Source organism: Actinoallomurus oryzae, assembly GCF_039541955.1.
GTDB classification, from domain to species: Bacteria; Actinomycetota; Actinomycetes; order Streptosporangiales; family Streptosporangiaceae; genus Actinoallomurus; species Actinoallomurus oryzae.
On record NZ_BAABHF010000048.1, the window covers coordinates 150,597 to 171,568 of the forward strand.

The window sequence follows — 20,972 nt, forward strand, 5'->3', positions numbered from 1 at the left end:
GGTAACCCAAACAACTTGGACAAGGTGTAGGAGTCCGGGTCAAGTTACCCAGTAGAGATCAGTCGTCCGAAGAATCGCTTGTTGGAAAGATCATGCTGCAGACCTCTAGGTACAGCTGTTCAGGATACGGCAGGTAGCTAACAACGCGGAAGGCTTGGTCCTGACCGGCGGACTCGAGGACGAACTCTCCATAGCCGAGCATGCGGCCGCTCATGGACCGCTGAAAGCTCATGTCGGTCACTTTGGCCAACGGCATCATGGCGACCTTACGCGTGAGCAGGCCGGTGGTCAGAAGCATGCGCTGGTTGGTGATCACGAAGTAGTCGACGGACCACGTCGCGACCTTCCACACGAACCAGGCCAGCAGCACGAGCCACGCCCACCAGATCCAGTTGACCAGCGAGCCGTTGCTGTCGACGACCACGTTGCTCAGCACGCCCGCGACCACCAGCCCGCCCAGGACGAAGGCGATGGGGGTCATCAGAACGGCCGGATGCCGTCGGACGGTGATCACCTGCTGCTCGTGGGGCAGCAGGTACCGATGAATCGATGCCGGCGCGGAGTCGCCGGGGGTGACGAGCCTCATAGTGCGTCGACGAAGCGCGAGAGGGAGTTACCGGCCGACGCGAGACTGCCGGCCGCGCTGTGAACGATGCGCGCGGCCCCGCCCGGGGAATTGAGCAGGTAGAAGACCACGAAGATCCCCAGTGCCCAAGTGAGGTACTTCTTCAAGGAACTTGCCTCCCGAAGCCCTGACGCACTGACCCAACTCAAGTAGTACACCAGCCGTGGAGCAGGGCTGCAAAGAGGTTCGTGACCGTATCTGCGGGCCGAATCCGCGCTGTCAAGGGCGGTCGGGAGGGTCAGCCGCCGCCGTGTCCCTCCGCGGCCGCCAGCGCGAGCACCTCCAGGTGCTTGCGCGCGATGCGTTCGACCAGCTCAGGGGAGGCTTCGCCGATCACTTCCTCGGCGCTGTGGCGCGCCGCCTCGACACACCGGATGACCATCTCGGCCGGATGCACCTCGCCGAACTCTTCGGCGAGATTTTCGGCGACCGTCTCAAACGTCCACGCCATGACACTCTCCGCATCAGCCCGCCGCGGCCGCGACAAAGCCGCCGGGCACACCGGTCACAATCCGTAGCAGGCTATTACCCTGCGCGTACGGATCTTGAACGCGTCCCCCTCAAGCCGGCCGCGGAGCGCCGCGGAATTGGCCTGAACCGGCCGCGGAGAGGACCGCTCCAACGACCGGTTCGGGGGCGGCTGAGAGTGTGCGGGGCGTACGGGAAAGTGCCTGGGAGTGGCCTTGATCGGCCATGTGCGCGGGAGTGGCAACCCGGCCGGGCGGACGCGCGTCGGAGCGCCGGATTCGCGCGTCCTCCCCGGTGCTCAGACGACGCCGTACAGGCGGTCGCCCGCGTCGCCGAGGCCGGGCACGATGAAGCCGGACTCGTTCAGGTGGGAGTCGATCGCGGCCGTCACGATGCGCACCGGCACCGTACGGTCCTTCAAGGACTCCTCCATGTGCGCGATGCCCTCCGGCGCCGCCAGGAGGCAGATCGCGGTGACGTCGTCCGCGCCGCGGTCCAGGAGCAGGTGGACGGCCGCCGCCAGCGTGCCGCCGGTCGCCAGCATCGGGTCCAGCACGTAGCACTGGCGGCCCGACAGATCGTCCGGCAGGCGCGTCGCGTACGTCGTGGCCTTCAGCGTGCCCTCGTCGCGGACCATGCCCAGGAAACCCACCTCGGCCGTCGGCAGCAGGCGGGTCATGCCGTCCAGCATGCCGAGGCCCGCGCGCAGGATCGGGACCACGAGTGGCTGGGGGCGGGTCAGGCGCACCCCCTCGGCCGGTCCGACCGGTGTGGTCACTGTCACATCCGCGACGCGTACGTCACGTGTCGCCTCGTACGCGAGGAGCGTCACGAGCTCGTCGGCCAGGCGGCGGAAGGTCGGGGAGTCTGTCGTCTCGTCGCGAAGGGTGGTGAGTTTGTGGGCGACAAGGGGGTGATCGGCCACCAGGGTTCTCATGTCGGATCACGGTAGCCGAGGAGCCGAATGGATATCTGAGCACGGGGAACGTACCTCCCATGGACGATCGCATGAGTCAGGAGGAGGTAAGAGATCGACTCCGCCGCCGGGCGGTGTTCCTGCGAGAACTGGCTGAGGCGCGCGAACTCCGCAAGCGCGTCAGCCCTCGGCGATGGCGCCAGGAACGCACTCGCGCCGCGATGCGGATGCGGACGTTCCGCGCCAACTAGAGGCGTCGCCGTCCCCCTTGTTTCCCCGTGCCGTGAGTACGACAGCCCCACATCTGCCAAGATGCCCGAGCAGGACGCGCGGCGGTGGGGTGAAGATGACGGAACTGGACACGGCGGATTTCGCTGTCGTGGTCTCCCGAGAAGACGACGCCTGGGAAGTAGAACAGCTTCCCATCGCGTTGACCGAAGACCTGGAAGGGCTGATCCATGCCCTCCGGCAGCAGCCCAGCATGGCGGGCACGATCGGGCTGGCCGCGGTCGGCGACGACTTCTTCGTCGCCCTGCGGGTCCTGGCGGACGACGTGATGATCTTCCTGTCCGACGTCACGGCCTCCGTCGACTGGCCGCTGGCCGGGCAGGTCGTGGAGTACCTCGAGCTCGACATTCCCGACGACGAGGACCTCGACCAGGTGCTCCCGGCCGGAGACATGTCGATCTTCGCGGACCTCGGGCTGGACGAGATGGAGCTCGGGGCGCTCTCCGGCGATCTCGATCTCTACCCTGACGAGATGCTCTCCAGCATCGCCGCTCGCCTCGGATTCGGAGCCGCTTTCGAGCGCGCGATCGAATAACCGCCGTCTTTTGGAGACAATGAAGGCGTGCCGTACTTCTCCGTGGCCTTCGCACGCAGCGACGCCGGCTGGATCGGGACCGAGACCGACCTCGCCGAGGTCGCCGGTGTCGACGACATCACCGACATCATGCGGGAGACCGCCGTCGAGACGGCGGGCGACACGGTCCTCCTCCTCATCGAGGAAGAGGACGAATGGTTCGCCGTCGTACGCCTGGACGACGGCGAGGACCCCCGCGTCTTCCTCTCCGACCCCCGGGCGGCCCTCGGCAGCGACCTCGCGCGCATGCTCCATGAGCAGATCGGCGACGTCGACGAGGTGCCCACCGACGACCCCGTCGGCGACGCCGGACTCCTCTCCGACCTCGGTACCGAACCCGCCGCACTGACCGAGCTGGGCGAACGCACGCTCCCCGGCGACGCGCTGTCGGCCATCGCCGAGCGGGCCGGATTCGCCGAGGAATACGACCGCCTCAGGTAGCCGCCGATGCGCGAGCCGGACATGCGCGACGCGATGCGCCTCGCCCTACGCGAGGCCCGCATGGCGGCCGGCGACGTGCCCATCGGCGCCGTCGTCCTCGACGCCTCCGGCCGGCTCGCCGGCGCCGGCCGCAACGAACGCGAGCGCACCGGCGACCCCACCGCCCACGCCGAGATCATCGCGCTCCGCCGGGCCGCGGCGCGCCTCGGTGAGTGGCGGCTCACCGGCTGCACCCTGGTGGTCACCCTCGAACCCTGCACGATGTGCGCCGGCGCCGCCGTACTCGCCCGCGTCGACCGCATCGTGTACGGCGCCATCGACCCCAAGGCCGGCGCCGTCGGCTCACTCTGGGACGTCGTACGCGACCGGCGCCTCAACCACCGGCCCGAAGTCGTCGGCGGAGTCCTCGCGGAGGAGTGCGGAGCCCTCCTGACCGAATTCTTCGCCCGGCGACGGGACTGAGGAGGTCCTCGCTTCCGGTAGGCTCCCGTCTTGGTGGAGTCGCCTAGTGGCCGAGGGCGCACGCCTCGAAAGCGTGTGATGGGGCAACTCATCCGTGGGTTCAAATCCCACCTCCACCGCGGTCTCGGGCCTACCTGCTCGCCGCCTTGGGGCGGCTTCGCTGGTGGGCCCGCTCCTTTTTCCCGGGGGGCCGAGCCCCCCGGAGCCCCCGCGATTGGTGGTTGCGGTCGGACGTACGGGGGTTCTGCTCGCCGCCCCTTCGGGGCGGCATCGGCGGGGCGCTCCCCGCCCGCCACTGGGGGCTCAGTCCGCTTTCATGGCCATGGGCCGGTCTCGGGTTTGTGGTCAAGGGGTGTCGGCTTCGTCGGTGGGTGTTTGGGTGTGGAAGGTTTTGCTCAGGGTCTCTTCGCGGCGGGTGGTTTGGGTGTGCAGCCAGGCGCGCCATGACGGGTTGGGGGTTTGGTCTTTCACCATGAGTTGGTAGGGGGCCTCGTCGTTGTCCTTCGCTACCGTGTAGCCGGCTGCCGACAGGATTTCGGCCATCGCGGTCTGCATCGCGCCCTTGGCTCTGCCTGCGAACCTGATGGAAGGGTCGTTGGCCTGGCCGCCCTCGCTCAGGGCGTCCAAGGCGGCGGAGCTCAGTACGTAGTGCACCTTCCACTCGACGAAGACGCCGCCGCCGCTCTCGTCGTCCAGGGGGTCGACGTACACATGTGCGCCGGTGCTGAGTGACGGGTGGCCGTCCTGGGGCACCAGGGGTAGTCCGGCGGCGGCCAGTTCCTCCCTCACGGCCGCGGCGAGTGTGGCGCGGTGGGCCATGACCTTGGCGTCGGCAGGGGCTGGCTTCCATGGCATAGCTCATGATCGACGAGCCGACCGCGTGGGGACAAGGTCCCTTTCCTCTGGCTCGGGGTGTGGGGTCTCTCTGACTTAAACGGGGCTGGGGCGTCACTCTCGGTAAAGAAAGTTTGACGGTCGGAGTGGGCTTGAGTGGGATCTCATCGGCTGTTACGGGCGTCATCCTGACCAGAGCGGTACGGTGCGCGGGCCAGGAGACCTGGCCTTTCGTCCGGGTGTGGTCCGGATTGTCGGCCGGAGGAGGATCGATGTTTGGTCCGCAGGGCTTCGCCGTCTTCGCTGTGCTTCTGGTGTTGTTCGCGGCTGCGCTGTTCTGGCTCGTCCGGGTGCGGCACGTGGCGCTCAAGGTGGTCGCCGGTGCGCTCGCGTTTCCGCCCGCGATGGTGTTCGGCATCGCGCTCGTCAATGACTTCTACGGTTACTACGACAACTGGGACGACGCCTGGCGCGACCTCACCGACCAGGCGCCGGCCACCGTCGCGCGGGTGCCCGACCTGGGGGCTCGGCTGGACCAGGTACTGCGCCAAGCGGTACGCGAGCGGCAGGCGCGCAAGAACGGGTTCGCGATGGAGACCACGTTGCCCGGGCCGCAGAGCCGGATCAGCCGTCAAGGTGTGGTCTACCTCCCGCCGCAGTACTTCCAGAAGCCGTACGCCACCGCACGGTTTCCGGTCGTCGAGCTGATCCACGGGTCGCCGGGCACGCCGGGAGACTACGAGGGCCGGCTGAAGATCTCGGGCATGCTCCGCAAGCTGATCTCCCAGCACAAGGCGAGGCCGGTCGTCCTGGTCATTCCAGACGCCGACGGCGGCCTCGACCGGTCCACCCAGTGCCTGAACACCGTCCACGGGGAGCAGGACGAGACCTACCTCGCGACGGACGTTCCCGACGACGTCGCCGGGCGGCTGCGGGTGCAGCGTCCCGGGCCGGCGTGGGGCATCGCGGGGTTCTCCGAGGGAGGGTTCTGCGCGGCCAACCTCGCGTTGCGCCACCCCGACCGGTACGGTGCGGCGGCGGCGCTCAGCGGCTACTTCGAGCCCTTGCGCACCAACCGGCTGCCGCGCGTGGTGGATCCGTTCGCCGGGGACCGGTCGCTGCGTGCCGCCAACTCGCCGCTGAAGATCCTGGCCCGTGCGGTGCCGCCGACGCCGCTACCGCGGTTCTGGGTGATGTCGGGCAACGCGGCGCAGAGCGACATGGTGCAGGCGCGGGCGTTCGTGGACCTGGTGAAGCAGTACCAGCCGCAGGCGCCGTTCCTGGTGATCAAGGGCGGCCAGCACAACTACGTCGCGTGGCGTGCGGCGTTCCCGAAGATGTTCACGTGGGTGACGGGCCAGATCTAGGCGCCGGTGGAGGTGAGACGTCGACCACGTCCAGGTCGAGGACCCGGGCATGCAGGATCACGCGCTGCTGCAGGGCGGCGCGCAGCGCCCGGTGGAGGCCGTCTTCGAGGTAGAGCTGGCCACGCCACTGCACGACATGGGGGAACAGGTCGCCGTAGAACGTGGAGTCCTCGGCGAGCAGCGAGTTGAGATCGAGCCCGGCTTTCGTGGTGATCAATTGGTCGAGGCGCACCTGACGAGGCGGAACATTCGCCCAGTCACGGGAACTGAGGTTGTGCTCCGGGTAAGGGCGTCCCTCTCCCACGGCCTTGAAGATCACGCCAAGCAGTTTAGGCGGCGATGCCGGTGATCACGCCACTTGTTGGGGTCCAGGTCTGCATCACTTTTCGCCGATAAGCCGTTGTGTGGCATACGAATCACAGGGGCCGGCGCCCGTATGGACACCGGCCCGCGTTGATGATCTTTTCCGTCGTTGTCAGCGTCGTCTTGATCGCCATGCGCGGCCGCGGCCCCGCCAGTCGTAGGCGGCGCCGAATCCGGCGAGGTGGAGCGCGATCAGGAGGAACCCCAGGGTGTCGAGGGTCTGGTAGTTGAAGAAGTCCGAGCCGGTGCCGAGCCAGTCGCACAGCAGGGCGACGGCGAAGCAGATGGCGGCGACTATGGCGAGCATCTTTTCCTCCACAGGGTCGAACGTCTCCCCCGAGATGCACCAGAGATCTCCACCAGAAAAGTGATCAAACACCCGACGGGCAACAGAATGGACACAGAGCCGCGCGGCCGGCCCGGGGAGCGGCGGTCCTCGTGCGAGAGAAGGCCCCCAGGGGCCGCCTGGGAGCCTTGTCACGCCCGGGTCAGGACGGGGCGAGTTCACGGCCGGGGACCATGGCGACCTCGACGCAGTTGCCGTCACCTCCCTGGCTGTGGGTGCTCGTACGCCACTCGGGGCTGGGGTGGTCGGGCACGGGCGCTACCTCTTCAGGATCGTTCGGCCAACCGCCGCAGACGGGCGATCGACTCCTCCGGTCCGAGCGCCAGGGCGCTCAGGTGCTCGAAGACTCGGCGGCGTTCCGCTACCTGGTCAGGCCCCTCCAGATAGACGCTGCTCGGGGAGATCTCGCGGTAGACGAGGCTGGGATCCTGGTCATAGTCCAAGATTACGAACGACCCCGACAGGCCCGGGTGAAAGCCCGCGGCCGTCGGCAGGATCTGGATGTCGACATGATCGAGCCGGGCGGTGTCGATCAGCCGCTGGAGCTGCTCGCGCTTGGTCTCCTCCGACCCGAACGACCGTTTGACGGCGCTCTCGTCGATGATCGCCCACAGGCGCGGCGGGTCGTCGTACGTCAGTAGCTTCTGCCGCCGCATCCGCAGCTCGACCAGCCGGTCGATCTCCTCGTCGCGCACCAGCCACCCGCGTTGCAGCGCCCGTGCGTACGCCGGCGTCTGAAGCAGGCCCGGGATGACCGACAGCTCGAACGTGCTGATCATCCGGGCCTCGCTCTCGAACTCGGTGTAGGTGTCCGTCAGCGGCCCGTACGCCGTCCACCAGCCGCGCCGGCGTGCCTCGCGGGTCAGGTCGAGCAGCGCCTCGCGCTGGGTGTCCTCGGTCACGCCGTACACGTCGAGCATCGCCCGGATGTCGGTCACGCGCGGGCGTACGGCTTGGGCGCGTTCGAGCTTGTTGACCTTCCCGGTGGCCCACTCGAGCCGCCTGGTCGCCTCGTCGGCGGTGAGCCCGGCGGCTTCACGGAGGCGGCGAAGCTCCCGGGCGAGGCGCCGTCGCCGGACGGTCGGGCTGTGTCGTACGTCATCCATCAAAGCCTCAGTCGGGGACCGTCGTCTTCAGACGACGGTGGAACGCCGTCCCTGACTGGTTTTTTCGCTGGTCTCATCGCGGGTTCCTTTTGTTTCATAATTAGATGAACGGCGTTGTTATAATGAGCATGTGACTCGCCAGGTGCGAAACTCCCCCGGTGCGGCGTATGAGCTCGAGTACCACGTCGTGTGGTGCTCGAAGTACCGCCGTCCGGTCCTGGCTGGGAGGGTGAAGGTCCGCCTTGAGGAGCTGATCCGCGCCAAAGCCGACGAGCATGGCTGGGAGATCATGGCGCTTGAGGTGATGCCCGACCACGTGCGGCTGTCCGTCAAGGCGTGCCCGAAGAGTTCGCCGTCGTACGTGGCCAACCAATTCAAAGCGTTCACCTCCCACCACCTGCGCGCTGAGTTCTCGCACCTGCGCACCCGACTGCCCACGCTGTGGTCGCGGTCCTACTTCGTGGCCACCGTCGGCGCTGTCTCGGCTGAAACGGTGCAGTGGTACATCGAGACCCAGTACGAGCGCATGCACAAGGGGAGCGGCCGTGCGTAGGTCGTATAAGTTCCTGCTGCGCCCGACCCGGCATCAGCAGATCGCGTTCGCCGCCTGTCTCGAGGATCACCGGCAGCTGTACAACGCGGCGTTGGAGCACCGGCGTACCGCCTATCGCAGAGCAGGCGTCACCGTGCGGTACGGTGACCAATCCGGAGAGCTGAAGGGCATCCGCGCCGACGACCCGACGGGGCAGGGCCGGTGGTCGTTCTCCTCCCAGCAAGCCACCCTGCGCCGATTGGACAAGGGGTTCGCGGCGTTCTTCCGCCGTCTCAAGGCCGGGCAGAAGCCGGGATTCCCCCGGTTCAAGGGGCGAGGCCGGTTCAATGCCGTCGAGTGGCCCAAGGATGGCGACGGTTGCCGGTGGGACTCCCAACCCGGGCACCCCTCCGCGACGTTCGTCCGCCTTCAGGGCATCGGGCACGTCCGTGTCCACCAGCACCGCCCGGTCAAGGGCCGAGTGAAAACGATCAGCATCAAGCGGGAAGGCTCCCGCTGGTACGTCGTACTGTCTTGCGAGGACATACCCGCCCAACCGCTGCCCACGACCGGTGCTGTCGCCGGTCTGGACATGGGTGTGGCCTCGCTCGTCACTACAAGCGACGCAGAGCACGTGGTCAACCCCAGGCACCTGCAAGCGTCCGCCGGTCGTCTCGCGGCGGCGCAGCAGGCTCTGGCCCGCAAGAAACGCGGTTCCAACCGCCGCCATAAGGCGGTCGCCCGCGTCGCCGCACTGCACGCCAAGGTGCGCCGCCAGCGTCTGGACGGCGCGCACAAGGCTGCGCTCACGCTGGTCCGCACATATGACGTGATCGCGGTCGAGGACCTGCGGATCACCAACATGACCCGCTCGGCCGCTGGCACGAGCGTGCAGCCCGGCCGGGGTGTCGCCGCCAAGTCCGGCCTCAACCGAAGCATCTTGGACGCGGGTTGGGGGGTGTTCCTGCGAGTCCTCGCGCACAAGGCTGAAAGCGCCGGTCGAGAGCTGATCGCAGTCGAGCCCCGCGACACCTCCCGCACGTGCGCACGCTGCGGGCACGTAGCGAAGGAGAACCGCGTCAGCCAAGCCAGGTTCGCCTGTACGGGGTGCGGGCACACCGCCCACGCCGACGTGAACGCGGCCAAGAACATTCTCAGGGCAGGGCTTGCCCTTCGCGACGCTGCGCAAGCGGCCTAGCGAGAAGCCGCTCCCTTCAAGGAGCGGAGGAGTCACGGGCGGGGGTCCTTCCAGGAAAAAAGCGCCAGGCCGGAGGTAAGACCTTCGTCACCGATAGTAATCTATTAATCACGGAGATGGGCAACAGCTGGCGACGGCCGCGTCAGGAAAGCTCAGCGATCCGCCGGCGCAGGTGCTCCGCCTGCGGAGCGCTCATGCCGAGCGCCAGCGCCCGTTCGTACGCCGCCCGTGCCGCCTCGGGCCGGCGCATGCGGTGCAGCAGCTCACCGCGCGTCGCGTGCCACCAGGGATAGGCGTCCAGGCCCTCGATCGCCTCGACCAGGGCCATCCCGGCCTCGGGTCCGTCGCGTTCGGCCACGGCGGCGGCGAGGTTCAGCCGGACGACCGGGGTGTCCTGCACGCTGAGCAGCACGTCGTACCAGGACACGACCGCGTCCCAGTTCGTGTCGGCGTATGTGGGCGCCAGCGCGTGGCACGCCGCGATCGCCGCCTGGACGACGTACGGGTCGGGGCGGTCCAGCGTACGGCGCAGCGCCCGGCCGACCAGTTCGACGCCCTCCTTGATCGCCGAGGCGTCCCACCGGCGGCGATCCTGGTCCCTCAGGAGCAGCACCCGGCCCTCGTCGTCGACGCGGGCGTCGCGGCGCGCGTCCTGGAGCAGCAGCAGCGCCAGCAGGCCGAGCACGGTCGGTTCGTCGGGCATCAGCGCGGCGAGCAGACGGGCCAGCCGGACGGCCTCGGCGGTGAGCGCTCCGCGTACGAGGTCGGCGCCGGCGCCCGCGGCGTACCCCTCGTTGAAGACCAGGTAGACGGTGGCCGCGACGCCGGCGAGGCGTCCGGGCAGCTCTTCGGCGGACGGCACGCGGTACGGGATCCGCGCCTGGGCGATCTTCTGTTTCGCCCGGGTGAGCCGCTTGGCCATGGTCGCCTCGGGCACCATGAGGCCGCGGGCGACCTCCGCGGTGGACAGTCCGCCGAGCGTCCGCAGCGCCAGCGCGACCTGCGCCTCGACCGACAGCGCGGGATGGCAGCAGGTGAAGACCAGCCGGAGCAGGTCGTCGTCGACGGCCTCGGCGGACTCGGGGCCGGGCTCGGCGAACATGACGGCCTCGGTCTCCTTCCCGGCGCGCCGCGCCTCCCGCCGGATGATGTCGATAGCGCGTCGCTTGGCGGTGACCAACAGCCACGCGCGCGGGTTGTCCGGCACGCCGTCGCGCGGCCAGGTCTGCAGGGCACGGACGACGGCGTCCTGCGCGGCGTCCTGGGCCAGATCGACGTCGCCGGTGACGCGCACGAGAGTTGCCAGCACGCGGGTCCCCTCGTCGCGTACCAGCCTGGCGAGCGCGTCACCGGCCTCGGCCATCGGCCGGTCAGAACTCGATGATCGGGCGCACCTCGACCGCGCCGTCCCAGGCGGCCGGGAGCCGTGCGGCATAGCCGACGGCTTCGTCGAGGTCGGCGCATTCGAACAGGTAGAAACCGGTCAGGGCCTCTTTCGTCTCCGCGTAGGGCCCGTCGCTGGTGATGACGTCCCCGCCCTTGCCGCCCGCGACCCGTACGGTGGTCGCGGTGGCGGTCGGGTAGAGGGCGTGGCCGCCCCTGATCACCGCGGCGGCGGCCTCCCCGAACTCCCAGTAGTCCTTCATCTCCTCGGACTGCTCCGGGCTCGACCAGTCGACGTCGCGGGTGTAGGTGAGGGCGATGTACTTGGGCATGGTCTCTCCCTTGGCCGGGCCGGCGCCGTATCGCCGGCGTTCACGATAGGGACGAACGGCCGCCCGCGATTCTGGACATCCGGGGACGGATTTTCTTCGTTCACCGGCCCGGATGAGTGAACGGGGTCGTCGTCGCGAGCTCGGTGAAGCCCAGGCGGCGCAGGATCGGGCGGCTGGCGGGCATCGCGTCCACCTGGAGGTGGCGGTATCCCGCCTGCTTCGCGAGCGCGGCGCGGTGCGCCACCAGGGAACGGAACACGCCCCGGCCGCGCCAGGCGGGCAGCGTGCCGCCGCCCCACAGCCCCGCGAACTCCGTACCAGGGTAGAACTCCACACGCGCGGCCGAGACCGGCGTCTCACCGGCCCAGGCGATCACGGCCGCCGCCGTACCGTCCTCCAGCGCCGCCGCCAGGGGACCGCTCGCGTGGTGGCCGCCGAAGACCTCGTCGTGCACCGCGACGAGGGCGTCGAGGTCATCCCGGTCGCGGACGGCGCGCAACTCGACGCCGGCCGGTGGGCGTACGGCGAGGTCGAGCTCGGCGATCGTCCCGACGAGCAGCGTCTCGTCCTCGCCCGGGGTCAGGCCCGCGGCGACCAGGCGTTCTCGCAGGTCATCGGGCTGATCGTAGGAGTAGTGCTTCCACTCCCACGGTCGGCCGATTTCGGCGAACCGCCGGATCTGTGCCTGGATCGCGGCGTCGGCGTTCGCGGAGGTGAGGGCGGTCCACTCGACGCCGTTCCAGCCGTCGCCCGCGGACACCGTACGGACGACGTCGCCGTCATCCTCCACGTGCCCGTCGTCGGCGCGCGGCCGGCGTCGTACCTGCTCGTCGAAGGCGGCCAGCACCGCTGCGGCATCCATGCGGCCCACCCGACCAGCCACGTGAGCGGGCCGCAAACGAATTTCACCGGATCGGGAACGGGATGCCGTGCTCGCTCTTCGGGCGCGGGCCGAAGACGCGGCGCTCGCTCTCCTCGATCCGCACATCGTTGATGCTGGCCTCCCGGCGGTGCATCAGGCCGTTCTCGCTGAACTCCCACAGCTCGTTGCCGTAGCTGCGCCACCACTGGCCGTCGGCGTCGTGGCACTCGTACTGGAACCGCACCGCGATCCGGTTGCCGTCGAACGCCCACAGCTCCTTGCGCAGCGCGTAGTCCAGTTCGCGCCGCCACTTCCCGGCGAGGAACTCCTCGATCGCCTCGCGCCCCTCCAGGAAGGTGCCGCGGTTCCGCCAGACCGAGTCCTCGGTGTAGGCGAGCGCCACCGTGGCCGGGTTCCGGGTGTTCCAGGCGTCCTCGGCGGCCTGCACCTTCTGCGCCGCGGACTGCTTGGTGAACGGCGGGAACGGGGGACGGCTGCTGTTCATCTGAAACCTCCGAGGAACGCGGCGGGCCGCCCGGACGGCCGGCCCGTTCGGTACGACGCCAGCCCGGCACCTACCAGCATCCCAACGCGCCGCGAGAGGGCGGCGTGAGGGTGGCCCGTACGCCGGTCGTGGAGGCCTCCCTCGACCGCGCCGGGGGCGAGATCGCTCTCGCGAGGGAGATGGTAAATCGCCTGCGTCGGCGATGTCCGGGTGATGCGCTGCGGCGAGGCTGGTCGGCATGAACGCACGCCTTGCCTTCCTCACCGCTCCGGTCCTCGTCACCGCGTACGGGCTGATCCGGCTGGCGGACGGGCTGGACGGAGAACGGGGTCCCGGACCGGCCTGGACCGCCGGGCACCTCGCCTTCCTCGGCGCGATGGTGCTGTTCGTGCCCGTGCTGCTGGTCCTGCGGCGGCTCGCCGGTGGGGGGCGCCTCGCCACGGCCACCGCCGCGGTCGGCCTGGCCGGCGCGGGCCTGTCCATGGCGCAGATCACCATCGACATCGTCGTCGGCCTGCGGGCGGCCGACCACGCCGCGATGGGACCGATGTTCGACCGGGTCAGCGAGGTGCCGGGGGTCACCCTGGCCGTGTACGACGCCGGTCCGTCGCTGTTCTATGTCGGTCTGCTCGCGGCGGCCGTCCACCTGGCGGCGCGGCGGGCCGCTCCGGTGTGGGTGCCGTTCGCGATCCTGCTGGCGAGCCTGGCCTCGGCCGTGAACCTGGACCTGCTGCCCGCGGCCGGGCTGTTGATGCTCTCGGCGTTCGCGCCGCTCATCCGCCCCGCGTCGGCCGCCGTCCCGCGTGAGGCCGGGCCCCGGCATCCCCGGCACGCCAGGGGAGGGCGGCCTGAGAACGGCGTGAGCATGGCCCGTAGGCCACCGTCCGCCGGTGGATGACGGCTGGAGTGGCAGGCGTGCCCCACGTGATCGACCGAAGGTCCGCGGAGGTTCTGCCGTCACGCGGCCTGTCCGGATGCCACGGATGGCGGGCGGTGCGTTTGGGAGGAATCGCGGCACTTGCATAGCTTGTGGCAAAAGTACTTAATGTCGGTATTGCCATCCCCTCGGGCGTGGAGACGGCCCTGCGGAAGAGGGCCTGCCGCGGCCGGATGCCTTAGACGCTCGGTACGGCCCGTTGGTTGGAGAACCGCGGAGTTTGTGTAATTTTCCACTCCGCTGCGGACGGAATGGCCCCCCATGAACCGTCCCTGACCATGGAGTCACCGGGTAGCCGGCGGCCTTTCATCGGTTTTCGTCGCACCTCTATCGTCTCCATTGCTCACCGCCACGGCCGTCGCATGTGGTAGTTATATGACTACTCCTGCGAGAATGTGCTCTCGCAAGGTTCATGGCACTCATCTTCCGCTGTCGCGATCTCTTGGAGTTTTCGTGGGCAATTGCTCTACGCGTGCCCGCGTGGGGTGTATGGCGCCGCCGTACGCCTCGCGTGGTGTGCGTGGTCTTACCGTGGGTGCCGCACTTGCTGCGGCCGCTACGGTGCTTGTCACGGGTTGCGGGGGGAAGAGTCCAGATCACTCGGCGAGCTCGTCCAGCCCGCCGGACTTGGGAAAACTGACCCAAGCGACGACGTTCACGACGTTGAAGGCCGTGCCCAAGGACACCGATCCCACCGCGGCGAGCGACGGCACGGTCGTGCATCCGCTCAAGTCACTGCCGATCTCGGCGACCGCAGGTGGCACGCCCGTGGCCGTACTGCCCAGCAAGGAGCTGGGCGGCCCCACCTGGGTTCCGGTGGTCGAGAGTAAGCCGGGCTGGCAGCGGATCCTGCTACCCAGCCGCCCCAACGGTTCGACGGGTTGGATCCCCACCGGCGCAGGCAACGTGCGGACCGCGCACAGCTCGTACGTACTGCGGGTCGATACGTCGACGCGCAAGCTGACCCTGTCCAAGTCCGGAAAGACGATCGGCGCATGGACGGTGGCGGTGGGCGCGCCCAAAACGCCGACACCGGTCGGACGCACGTTCTTGCTCGCCCTGATCGCGCCGACCAAAGCCACCTACAGCCCGCTGATCCTTCCGGTAGGCGCACACTCCGACACGCTCGACTCCTACGGAGGCGGGCCAGGGACCGTGGCGTTCCACGGTTGGCCGTCGAAGTCGGTATTCGGTCAAGCGGTCACCCACGGATGCGTGCGGGTGCCCGCCGACGCGCTGAAGCGGCTGTCCAAGCTCCCGCTTGGAACTCCCGTTCTCGTCACGAACTAATTCCCTCGAGGGACGGAATACGCGTCCCGCTGTCATTTCCCGACTTCCCGATTAGGGAAGTCTTCCCATTGATGGAGACACAGTGCGCAAGCATTTCATCAGGTACGCGGCCGTCGCCGGCGCGCTCGCCGCTCCTCTGGCCGCGGCGGCAACCCCCGCCTCCGCGACCACTGCCGGCGGCAGCTCGGCGTTCGGGCTGTCGGCCACCGGTCTGCTGAGCATCCCGCAGACCCCAGCGGTCTCCTCCGCATCCGCGCCACACGACAAGAGCCTGACCAAGCTGCCCGACAACCGGCTGGTCCAGCTCTCCGTACTCCGCGCCCGCGCGATGGGGAACCGCTCGGAGGCCAGCGTCGTGGACCTCAAGATCGCCCAGGCCGCGATCTTGAAGACCGCGGTGCTGTCCGCCAAGGTGATCACCTCCAAGTGCGTGGACGGCGCCGGCTCCTCCAAGCTGGTCGACGTCAAACTCGCGGGCCGCAGCATCCAGGTCGGCGCGTCGCCGAACAGCACTGTCACCGTTCCAGTGCAGGGCGTCGGTGGCGTGCGGGTGACCATCAACAAGCAGGTCCACAACCCCAACGGAAGCCTGACCGTCACCGGCCTTGAGCTGGCAGTACAGGCCCTGGGCAAGTCACAGGTCATCGACATCGCCTCCGCGACCTGCGCCCCGCACGGCAAGACCCCGCCGGCTACGCCGCCCTCTCAGCCGAGCGACCCGGGTGACCCGGGCACCCCGCAGAGCCCGCCCGCCGAGGCTCCCACGCCCACTCCGGTCAACAGCGATCTGCCGGTGACCGGCTGACCTGTCCAACGCTGAGCATCGCCGAGAGGGCCTGATCACCCCCTGACGCGAGCTCGTGAACCTCGGCCCCGTACCTTCCCGGGAGGGTACGGGGCCGACGGTGTTCCAGCGCATCTGCCGTCGCACCGGGAAGGCTGGGCTCGCGCGCCAGAGGACGGCGGCCTGAGAGCGGCGTGAGCATGGCCCCGGCCGTCCGCCGGTGGATGATCGGGCGTGCCCCGTCAGGCGTTGAGCTTCACCCGGACCGCGCTGCCGTACGTGGGCCGGGTGCCGGAGGGGACGAACCCGTCGTCCTGCCAGACGTACGTGACGTTGACCGGAGCCAGCGAGGGGCAGCACGCGGGGTCGTTCGCGGCGTAGTGCACGTAGGTGACGGTGAAATACCCGTTCGCCCCGGTGACCTTCCTGATGGACATGGACTCCGTCTCGGCGTCCCACCCGATGAAGCGGTTGCCCTGCCAGAAGAAGACGAGCTGGCCGTGGCCGTCGGCGGTCGGGGTCCGCTGCCCGATCACGGCCGTGAGGGTGCCGCCGTTCCGGTCCGACGCGGTCACCGGCGAGCCGACCGGCGCGAAGTGCGTCGTCGGGTCCGCCACCTCGACCGTACGGGTCATGGCGCTCTGGATGGCCGCCTGGTCGGGAGCGCCGGATGCGGGCGTGGAGCCGGGTGTGCCCGGAAGCGTGGCCACCGCGTTCGGTGAAGCCGGACTCGCCGTCGGCGAGGCCGAGGACGCGCCCGACGCGGCGTCGGACGACTTGCAACCCGTGAGCGCCATGCCGGCGATCAGCGCGGTCGTCATCGGCACGAACGTCCGCCGCCGGAGGAGCGCACCGGCCCGGTCTGCTGCAAACAAGCCTGCTACCTCGTCTCTGCACGCGCCGTCCGACGGCGTCTACTTCCAGCAGCGGAATGATCGCAGGCTGTGTCCGTGCTGGGCCGACATTTCAAGAAAAGACGATCTATGGGCGGCTCGTCGGCTGACCGAACACCACCGCACCGCGTCCGAGCCGAACCTCCGGCGGCGGTAGGTTCGGGGAGTGGCAGAGGGGGCAGGCGACTCGGCGGGTGGCGGAGACCCTGAGGTTCAGCGGCTCCGTCGACTGTTCCGGTTCTTCGCGGCCACGCAGTGCCGTGGCCGCTCCCCGGTGTACGAGGCACTGAGCGAGGGCGTCGCCGGCGACGACGAGCTGCTGGACCTGCTCATGTCCGCGCCCGGCGAGCAGCGGCGGCCCAGCCTGCTGCTCGCGGCCGTGAACCTGCTCCTGGCGTCCAATCCCGGCTCGGCGCTGGCCGGTTACTACCCGATCCACGGCGGCCGGCGGCCGGTCGACGGCCGGCTCATGCCGGCCTTCGCCGCGTTCTGCGCCGAGCACCGCGCCGAGCTCGGCCGGCTCCTGCGGACCAGGTCCACCCAGACCAACGAGATCCGCCGCTGCGTGGCTCTTCGTCTCGGCCTCGACCACGTTCATCGGCGCTGGCCGGGCCCGGTCGCCCTGGTCGAGGCGGGCGCCAGCGCGGGCCTGAATCTCCTTCTGGACCGCTACCGCTACCGCATCGGCGGCCAGGAGGCGTCCCCCGAGGACGCCGCGCCGGTGACGATCACCTGTGAGGTACGGGGCGGCATCCCCGCAGAGGGGATCCTCGGCCCGGTCCCGGAGATCACCTGCCGGCGGGGAATCGACCAGCACCCGGTCAACGTGGCCGATCCCGGAGCCCGGGCCTGGCTGGAAGCGTTCATCTGGCCCGAACAGGTCGGTGACCTCGCCGTCCTGCGAGGTGCCATCGACCTGGCCGTCTCGGCCGCGACCGTGACCGTCGCGCCCGGCGACGCGACCACGGACACCGCCCGGCTACTCGAAGAACTGCCGGGGAACGAGCCCGTCGTCGTCTTCACCGCGTCCCTGCTCAGCTACCTCACCCCGGACGCGAGGACCGCCTTCGCCGCCCAGCTCCGGCAAGCCGCCGCACACCGCCCGGTGGCGTGGGTCTTCGCGGAAGCCCCCGGCCTCGTTGCGACCACCGACCACCTGATCGCACCGGACGGCCCTCTGGCCCGGCGCAACTCCCTCTACCTGGTCGGAGCCACCCTGCGCGACGCCGACCGCCGCGACGACGCCCTGCTCGCCCTCGCCGATCCTTACCTGCGCTGGCTCGCCCTGGCCCGTGAGAAGACCGACGACTTCCAGTGGCTACCGGCGAACGCCGGCTGACCTGGCACCGGCGAGACGTTCCGATCCGCCCGCAGCCCGGTAGCCGTCAGCGCCTTCCGGCCCGGCGGAGGCGTTCATGGGCTTCGTCCTGGGTCAGGCAGGTTACCGGCCGTCCGGCGGCGTGCCCGGTCTTGGCGTCGTACGCTCTCGTCCAGACGCCTGCGGCCCAGCAGCGCTGTAGCTCGCCGGGGCTGAAGGGCCGTCCGCGGGCGATGGCGTAGGCGTCCAGGAACTCGCGGGTCTCGGTCACGGTGGCCGGCGCCGGGTAGAGGAAGATTGCCGCGGCCAGTCCGGCGATGACCGCTTCGCTGTCGGAGATCAGGCTGTCCCAGTCGTAGGCCACCAGCAGCCGGTTGCCGTGCCAGCGCAGGTTGTCCGTTATCCAGTCACCGTGCCCGATCACGGCCTGGCCCTGATCTTCTTGCAGCTTCTCCCGGGCGGCCTGACCCGCCGCGTCGATCCAACCCGGCCCATCCACCTGGTTCAGGTCCACGTCCAGGTCCTCGGGCCAGGGCCACAACCCGCCCTGGCCGTGGTTCCATGCCGCCCACGGCGGCGCGGGCGCCAGCGAGGGCATCTGCTCGGGCGGGGGAGCCAGGCGCACCAGTCGCGCGAGCGCGGCGGCGAAGGGCTGAGCGGTGCGGCCGGAGCCGGGCAGCACGGCCCCGCCCGGGATGTGGCTCTCGGCGGTGGCCTCATACTCACCGAGCGGTGCCGGGCCGGCCAGCGGCTGCGGACAGGGATACCCGGATTCGAACAGGCGGCGCTGCACCTCGGCGCACGCAGTGAGCCGCGGCGCGGCTGGGCGAACCCGCACCACGACCTCACGCCCGTCGGCCAGCCGTGTTCCGATCACGCAGGTAAGGTGACCCGTCCGGAACAGCTCGCTCTCCGCCGGACTGCCTAGATGCAGCTCGCACCACATGGCCAGACTCGCCGCATCGACCACAGGCAGTTCGAATGCCATCTGGCCATTCTCATCGAACCTTCGGCCCGCACAATGACCTTCGGGCCGTCGCCTCGGCCGTGGGGCGAGACGACCAACTGAGACTCGAAACAAGCAGGGCCGGTACGTGGCGGGGTACCGGCCCAGTGCACTGCCTGGTCAGCGTGGCGGAGGATGCGAGATTCGAACTCGCGAGGGGTTGACCAAGGGCCGCTGTGACGACCATGTGACCATCGCAACCGTACGCTGCGCTCCGGATCGAGGCGGACACGTCGGTCGGGGGAAAACGGATGAGGGTCCTGGTGGTCGAGGATCAGGTGCGACTCGCCGATTCGGTGGCGCGGGTTCTGCGGCGCGAGGGCATGGCCGTTGATGTCGAGTACGACGGGAACGCGGCGCTCGACCGTACCGCCGAGGTGGACTACGACGTCGTCGTCCTCGACCGGGACCTGCCGGGTGTGCCCGGCGACGAGGTGTGCCGCCGGCTGATGCGGGAGCCGCTGCGTACCCGGGTGCTCATGCTGACCGCGGCCGGCACCATCGCCGACCGGGTGCAGGGGCTTACTCTCGGCGCGGACGACTACCTGCCCAAACCGTTCGCCTATCCCGAGTTGGTGGCCCGTATCCGCGCGCTCGGCCGGCGTTCGCAGCCGGCCGTGCCGCCCATCCTCGTCCACGGTGACCTCGCGGTGGATCCGGCCCAGCGGGTCGCGACCCGGGGCGGGACGCGGCTGGCGCTCAACCGCAAGGAGCTGGCCGTCCTCGAGTACCTGCTCGCCGCGCAGGGCCGGGTGGTCTCCGCCGAGGAGCTCCTGGAACGGGTGTGGGACGCGGCCGCCGACCCGTTCACCACCACGGTGAAGGCCACCATGAACCGTCTCCGGTCGAAACTCGGCGAGCCGCCCGTCATCGAGACCGTCCCGCGGGCGGGCTACCGGATCTGAGCGGGAAAGAGGAATCATCATGGGCCTGACATCCCAGATTTCCGGCATGCGGGTCCGGCTGCGGCTCACTCTCCTGTACGGCGTGCTCTTCCTGCTCTCCGGCGCCGTGCTGCTGACTATCACCTATCTTCTGGTCGGCCACGCCGGGTCGGACATCGCGATGTCCCAGCGCAGCACGTCGCCGTCCGGCGAGCAGGGCGTCAGCATCTTCCTGGGGGCGACCTTTCCGAAGGACGTCCGGCTTCCCGAAGCCGAGCGGCGCGTCGCCGAGGCGATCCAGGAGCAGTCCGTACGGCAGCACGCCGAGATCATGCATCAGCTGCTCGTGCAGTCGTGCGTGGCGCTCGCCATCATGGCGGTCGTCGCGACCGTGCTCGGCTGGCTGGTGGCCGGGCGCGTACTGCGGCCGCTGCAGACCATGACGAACAGCATCCAGCACATCTCGGCGCGCAACGTGCACGAGCGGCTGGCCGTCACCGGGCCGCGCGACGAGCTCAAGAATCTCGCGGACACCATCGACGGGTTGCTCGGCCGGTTGGACGCGGCGCTCGACTCGCACAAGCGGTTCGTCGCCAACGCGGCGCACGAGTTGCGTACGCCGCTGACGCTGGAGCATGCCCTGCTGGAAGAGACGGTCACCGACCCGGACGCGACGGCGGACTCGTTCCGTGCGCAGTTCGAGCAGCTGATGGTGGTCAGTGAGCAGCAGGCCCGGCTCCTCGAATCGCTGCTCGTCCTGGCGACCAGCGAGCGCGGCCTGGACGACCTGGAGAGCGTCGACCTGTCCGGGCTGACCGGCGACGTCCTGCGGGCCGCCGAGCCGGAAGCGCGACGACAGGACCTGGCCGTCACGGCGGAGGTACGGCCCGCGCGGGTCACCGGCGCTCCCGCCCTCGTGGAGTGTCTGGTGGCCAATCTGGTCGACAACGCGATGAGCTACAACGTCCCGGACGGGCGGGTCGAGGTGGCGACGGGTACGGAGGGCGCGGGCTCTTTCCTGTCGGTGGTCAACACCGGGCCGCCCGTGCCACCGGAGATGCTGGACCGGCTGCTCAGCCCGTTCCAGCGGCTCGACCGTACGGCCGATGACGGTCATCATGGCCTCGGGCTGTCCATCGTCCAGTCGATCGCCGTGGCCCATTCGGCGGACCTGACCGTACGTGCCCGGCCGGGCGGCGGCCTCGCCATCAAGGTGCTCTTCCCCGCCGAGGAGGCGTTTTCTGTGCCCGTCGTGTGA

General features: G+C 69.4%; 28 protein-coding genes and 1 tRNA gene. 14 read left to right on the top strand and 15 right to left on the bottom strand.

Annotated features, from left to right (window positions below):
• Positions 1–58: 58 nt before the first annotated feature.
• The 4 genes from ABEA10_RS40175 to upp form a co-directional block, all read right to left on the bottom strand.
• Positions 59–586 carry a PH domain-containing protein gene (locus ABEA10_RS40175; RefSeq protein WP_329248520.1) on the bottom strand — a complete coding sequence of 176 codons (528 nt, stop codon included), beginning with the start codon at positions 584–586 and terminating at the stop codon, positions 59–61.
• Complete coding sequence (locus ABEA10_RS40180; RefSeq protein WP_329248517.1) at positions 583–732, bottom strand: hypothetical protein; 150 nt, start codon at positions 730–732, stop codon at positions 583–585. The genes ABEA10_RS40175 and ABEA10_RS40180 overlap by 4 nt, the downstream gene beginning before the upstream one ends.
• A gap of 131 nt (positions 733–863) precedes the next feature.
• Positions 864–1,076, bottom strand: a complete 213-nt coding sequence (locus ABEA10_RS40185; protein ID WP_345473163.1) for a hypothetical protein — start codon at positions 1,074–1,076, stop codon at positions 864–866.
• A gap of 315 nt (positions 1,077–1,391) precedes the next feature.
• Positions 1,392–2,030, bottom strand: coding sequence for a uracil phosphoribosyltransferase (upp, locus tag ABEA10_RS40190; RefSeq protein ID WP_329248512.1), 639 nt, complete (start codon positions 2,028–2,030; stop codon positions 1,392–1,394).
• Positions 2,031–2,089: 59 nt separating this feature from the next.
• Here upp and ABEA10_RS40195 point away from each other — a divergent pair, with 59 nt between their 5' ends.
• The 5 genes from ABEA10_RS40195 to ABEA10_RS40215 all read left to right on the top strand — a co-directional run bounded on the left by ABEA10_RS40195 (position 2,090) and on the right by ABEA10_RS40215 (position 3,893).
• Positions 2,090–2,260 carry a hypothetical protein gene (locus ABEA10_RS40195; RefSeq protein WP_345473166.1) on the top strand — a complete coding sequence of 57 codons (171 nt, stop codon included), beginning with the start codon at positions 2,090–2,092 and terminating at the stop codon, positions 2,258–2,260.
• 95 nt (positions 2,261–2,355) lie between these two features.
• Entirely contained in the window at positions 2,356–2,832 is a 477-nt protein-coding gene (locus tag ABEA10_RS40200; protein WP_345473167.1) for a tRNA adenosine deaminase-associated protein, read from the top strand.
• Between the two features lie 27 nt (positions 2,833–2,859).
• On the top strand, positions 2,860–3,312 hold the full coding sequence (locus ABEA10_RS40205; RefSeq protein WP_329248504.1) for a tRNA adenosine deaminase-associated protein: 453 nt from the start codon (positions 2,860–2,862) through the stop codon (positions 3,310–3,312).
• A gap of 6 nt (positions 3,313–3,318) precedes the next feature.
• Positions 3,319–3,774: a tRNA adenosine(34) deaminase TadA gene (tadA, locus tag ABEA10_RS40210; protein ID WP_329248503.1), complete on the top strand. Its 456-nt coding sequence runs from the start codon at positions 3,319–3,321 to the stop codon at positions 3,772–3,774.
• Between the two features lie 32 nt (positions 3,775–3,806).
• A tRNA-Ser gene (locus ABEA10_RS40215) sits at positions 3,807–3,893 on the top strand.
• A 226-nt stretch (positions 3,894–4,119) separates the two neighbouring features.
• Here the strand turns inward: ABEA10_RS40215 and ABEA10_RS40220 are convergent.
• Complete coding sequence (locus ABEA10_RS40220; protein ID WP_345473170.1) at positions 4,120–4,563, bottom strand: hypothetical protein; 444 nt, start codon at positions 4,561–4,563, stop codon at positions 4,120–4,122.
• A gap of 317 nt (positions 4,564–4,880) precedes the next feature.
• Between ABEA10_RS40220 and ABEA10_RS40225 the strand changes: the two genes are divergently transcribed.
• Complete coding sequence (locus tag ABEA10_RS40225) at positions 4,881–5,975, top strand: alpha/beta hydrolase (RefSeq protein WP_345473172.1); 1,095 nt, start codon at positions 4,881–4,883, stop codon at positions 5,973–5,975.
• Here the strand turns inward: ABEA10_RS40225 and ABEA10_RS40230 are convergent.
• The 4 genes from ABEA10_RS40230 to ABEA10_RS40245 form a co-directional block, all read right to left on the bottom strand.
• The gene (locus tag ABEA10_RS40230) at positions 5,950–6,294 is read right to left on the bottom strand and encodes a type II toxin-antitoxin system VapB family antitoxin (RefSeq protein WP_345473173.1); all 345 of its coding nucleotides are present in this window, start codon (positions 6,292–6,294) and stop codon (positions 5,950–5,952) included. The genes ABEA10_RS40225 and ABEA10_RS40230 overlap by 26 nt on opposite strands.
• A gap of 156 nt (positions 6,295–6,450) precedes the next feature.
• Positions 6,451–6,645, bottom strand: a complete 195-nt coding sequence (locus ABEA10_RS40235) for a hypothetical protein (RefSeq protein WP_345473174.1) — start codon at positions 6,643–6,645, stop codon at positions 6,451–6,453.
• A gap of 181 nt (positions 6,646–6,826) precedes the next feature.
• Positions 6,827–6,937 (bottom strand): DUF397 domain-containing protein, encoded by a 111-nt coding sequence (locus ABEA10_RS40240; RefSeq protein ID WP_345473176.1) that lies wholly within the window; start codon positions 6,935–6,937, stop codon positions 6,827–6,829.
• A 13-nt stretch (positions 6,938–6,950) separates the two neighbouring features.
• Positions 6,951–7,790 (bottom strand): helix-turn-helix domain-containing protein, encoded by an 840-nt coding sequence (locus tag ABEA10_RS40245; RefSeq protein ID WP_345473178.1) that lies wholly within the window; start codon positions 7,788–7,790, stop codon positions 6,951–6,953.
• A 142-nt stretch (positions 7,791–7,932) separates the two neighbouring features.
• Between ABEA10_RS40245 and tnpA the strand changes: the two genes are divergently transcribed.
• Both tnpA and ABEA10_RS40255 read left to right on the top strand, forming a co-directional pair.
• Positions 7,933–8,343 (top strand): IS200/IS605 family transposase, encoded by a 411-nt coding sequence (gene tnpA / locus ABEA10_RS40250; RefSeq protein ID WP_425551026.1) that lies wholly within the window; start codon positions 7,933–7,935, stop codon positions 8,341–8,343.
• Positions 8,336–9,520 (top strand): RNA-guided endonuclease InsQ/TnpB family protein, encoded by a 1,185-nt coding sequence (locus ABEA10_RS40255; protein WP_345473183.1) that lies wholly within the window; start codon positions 8,336–8,338, stop codon positions 9,518–9,520. Before tnpA ends, ABEA10_RS40255 begins: the two co-directional genes overlap by 8 nt.
• A gap of 142 nt (positions 9,521–9,662) precedes the next feature.
• Here ABEA10_RS40255 and ABEA10_RS40260 read toward each other — a convergent pair whose 3' ends face one another.
• The 4 genes from ABEA10_RS40260 to ABEA10_RS40275 form a co-directional block, all read right to left on the bottom strand.
• Positions 9,663–10,883: an RNA polymerase sigma factor gene (locus ABEA10_RS40260; protein WP_345473185.1), complete on the bottom strand. Its 1,221-nt coding sequence runs from the start codon at positions 10,881–10,883 to the stop codon at positions 9,663–9,665.
• A gap of 7 nt (positions 10,884–10,890) precedes the next feature.
• Positions 10,891–11,235: a YciI family protein gene (locus tag ABEA10_RS40265; RefSeq protein WP_345473187.1), complete on the bottom strand. Its 345-nt coding sequence runs from the start codon at positions 11,233–11,235 to the stop codon at positions 10,891–10,893.
• 100 nt (positions 11,236–11,335) lie between these two features.
• Positions 11,336–12,097 (bottom strand): GNAT family N-acetyltransferase, encoded by a 762-nt coding sequence (locus ABEA10_RS40270; RefSeq protein WP_345473189.1) that lies wholly within the window; start codon positions 12,095–12,097, stop codon positions 11,336–11,338.
• 43 nt (positions 12,098–12,140) lie between these two features.
• Positions 12,141–12,602 (bottom strand): nuclear transport factor 2 family protein, encoded by a 462-nt coding sequence (locus ABEA10_RS40275; protein ID WP_345473191.1) that lies wholly within the window; start codon positions 12,600–12,602, stop codon positions 12,141–12,143.
• 238 nt (positions 12,603–12,840) lie between these two features.
• Here ABEA10_RS40275 and ABEA10_RS40280 point away from each other — a divergent pair, with 238 nt between their 5' ends.
• From ABEA10_RS40280 to ABEA10_RS40290, 3 genes are all read left to right on the top strand, one after another.
• Positions 12,841–13,500, top strand: a complete 660-nt coding sequence (locus ABEA10_RS40280) for a hypothetical protein (protein WP_345473193.1) — start codon at positions 12,841–12,843, stop codon at positions 13,498–13,500.
• 666 nt (positions 13,501–14,166) lie between these two features.
• Positions 14,167–14,829, top strand: coding sequence for a L,D-transpeptidase (locus tag ABEA10_RS40285; RefSeq protein WP_345473195.1), 663 nt, complete (start codon positions 14,167–14,169; stop codon positions 14,827–14,829).
• An 82-nt stretch (positions 14,830–14,911) separates the two neighbouring features.
• Complete coding sequence (locus ABEA10_RS40290) at positions 14,912–15,634, top strand: choice-of-anchor P family protein (RefSeq protein WP_345473197.1); 723 nt, start codon at positions 14,912–14,914, stop codon at positions 15,632–15,634.
• 221 nt (positions 15,635–15,855) lie between these two features.
• Here ABEA10_RS40290 and ABEA10_RS40295 read toward each other — a convergent pair whose 3' ends face one another.
• Positions 15,856–16,434: an LppP/LprE family lipoprotein gene (locus tag ABEA10_RS40295; RefSeq protein ID WP_345473199.1), complete on the bottom strand. Its 579-nt coding sequence runs from the start codon at positions 16,432–16,434 to the stop codon at positions 15,856–15,858.
• A 238-nt stretch (positions 16,435–16,672) separates the two neighbouring features.
• Here ABEA10_RS40295 and ABEA10_RS40300 point away from each other — a divergent pair, with 238 nt between their 5' ends.
• Positions 16,673–17,845, top strand: a complete 1,173-nt coding sequence (locus tag ABEA10_RS40300) for a DUF2332 domain-containing protein (RefSeq protein WP_345473201.1) — start codon at positions 16,673–16,675, stop codon at positions 17,843–17,845.
• A gap of 46 nt (positions 17,846–17,891) precedes the next feature.
• Here ABEA10_RS40300 and ABEA10_RS40305 read toward each other — a convergent pair whose 3' ends face one another.
• Positions 17,892–18,812, bottom strand: a complete 921-nt coding sequence (locus tag ABEA10_RS40305) for a phosphotransferase (RefSeq protein WP_345473203.1) — start codon at positions 18,810–18,812, stop codon at positions 17,892–17,894.
• Between the two features lie 269 nt (positions 18,813–19,081).
• Between ABEA10_RS40305 and ABEA10_RS40310 the strand changes: the two genes are divergently transcribed.
• Both ABEA10_RS40310 and ABEA10_RS40315 read left to right on the top strand, forming a co-directional pair.
• The gene (locus ABEA10_RS40310) at positions 19,082–19,735 is read left to right on the top strand and encodes a response regulator transcription factor (protein ID WP_345473205.1); all 654 of its coding nucleotides are present in this window, start codon (positions 19,082–19,084) and stop codon (positions 19,733–19,735) included.
• Between the two features lie 19 nt (positions 19,736–19,754).
• Complete coding sequence (locus ABEA10_RS40315) at positions 19,755–20,972, top strand: sensor histidine kinase (RefSeq protein WP_345473207.1); 1,218 nt, start codon at positions 19,755–19,757, stop codon at positions 20,970–20,972.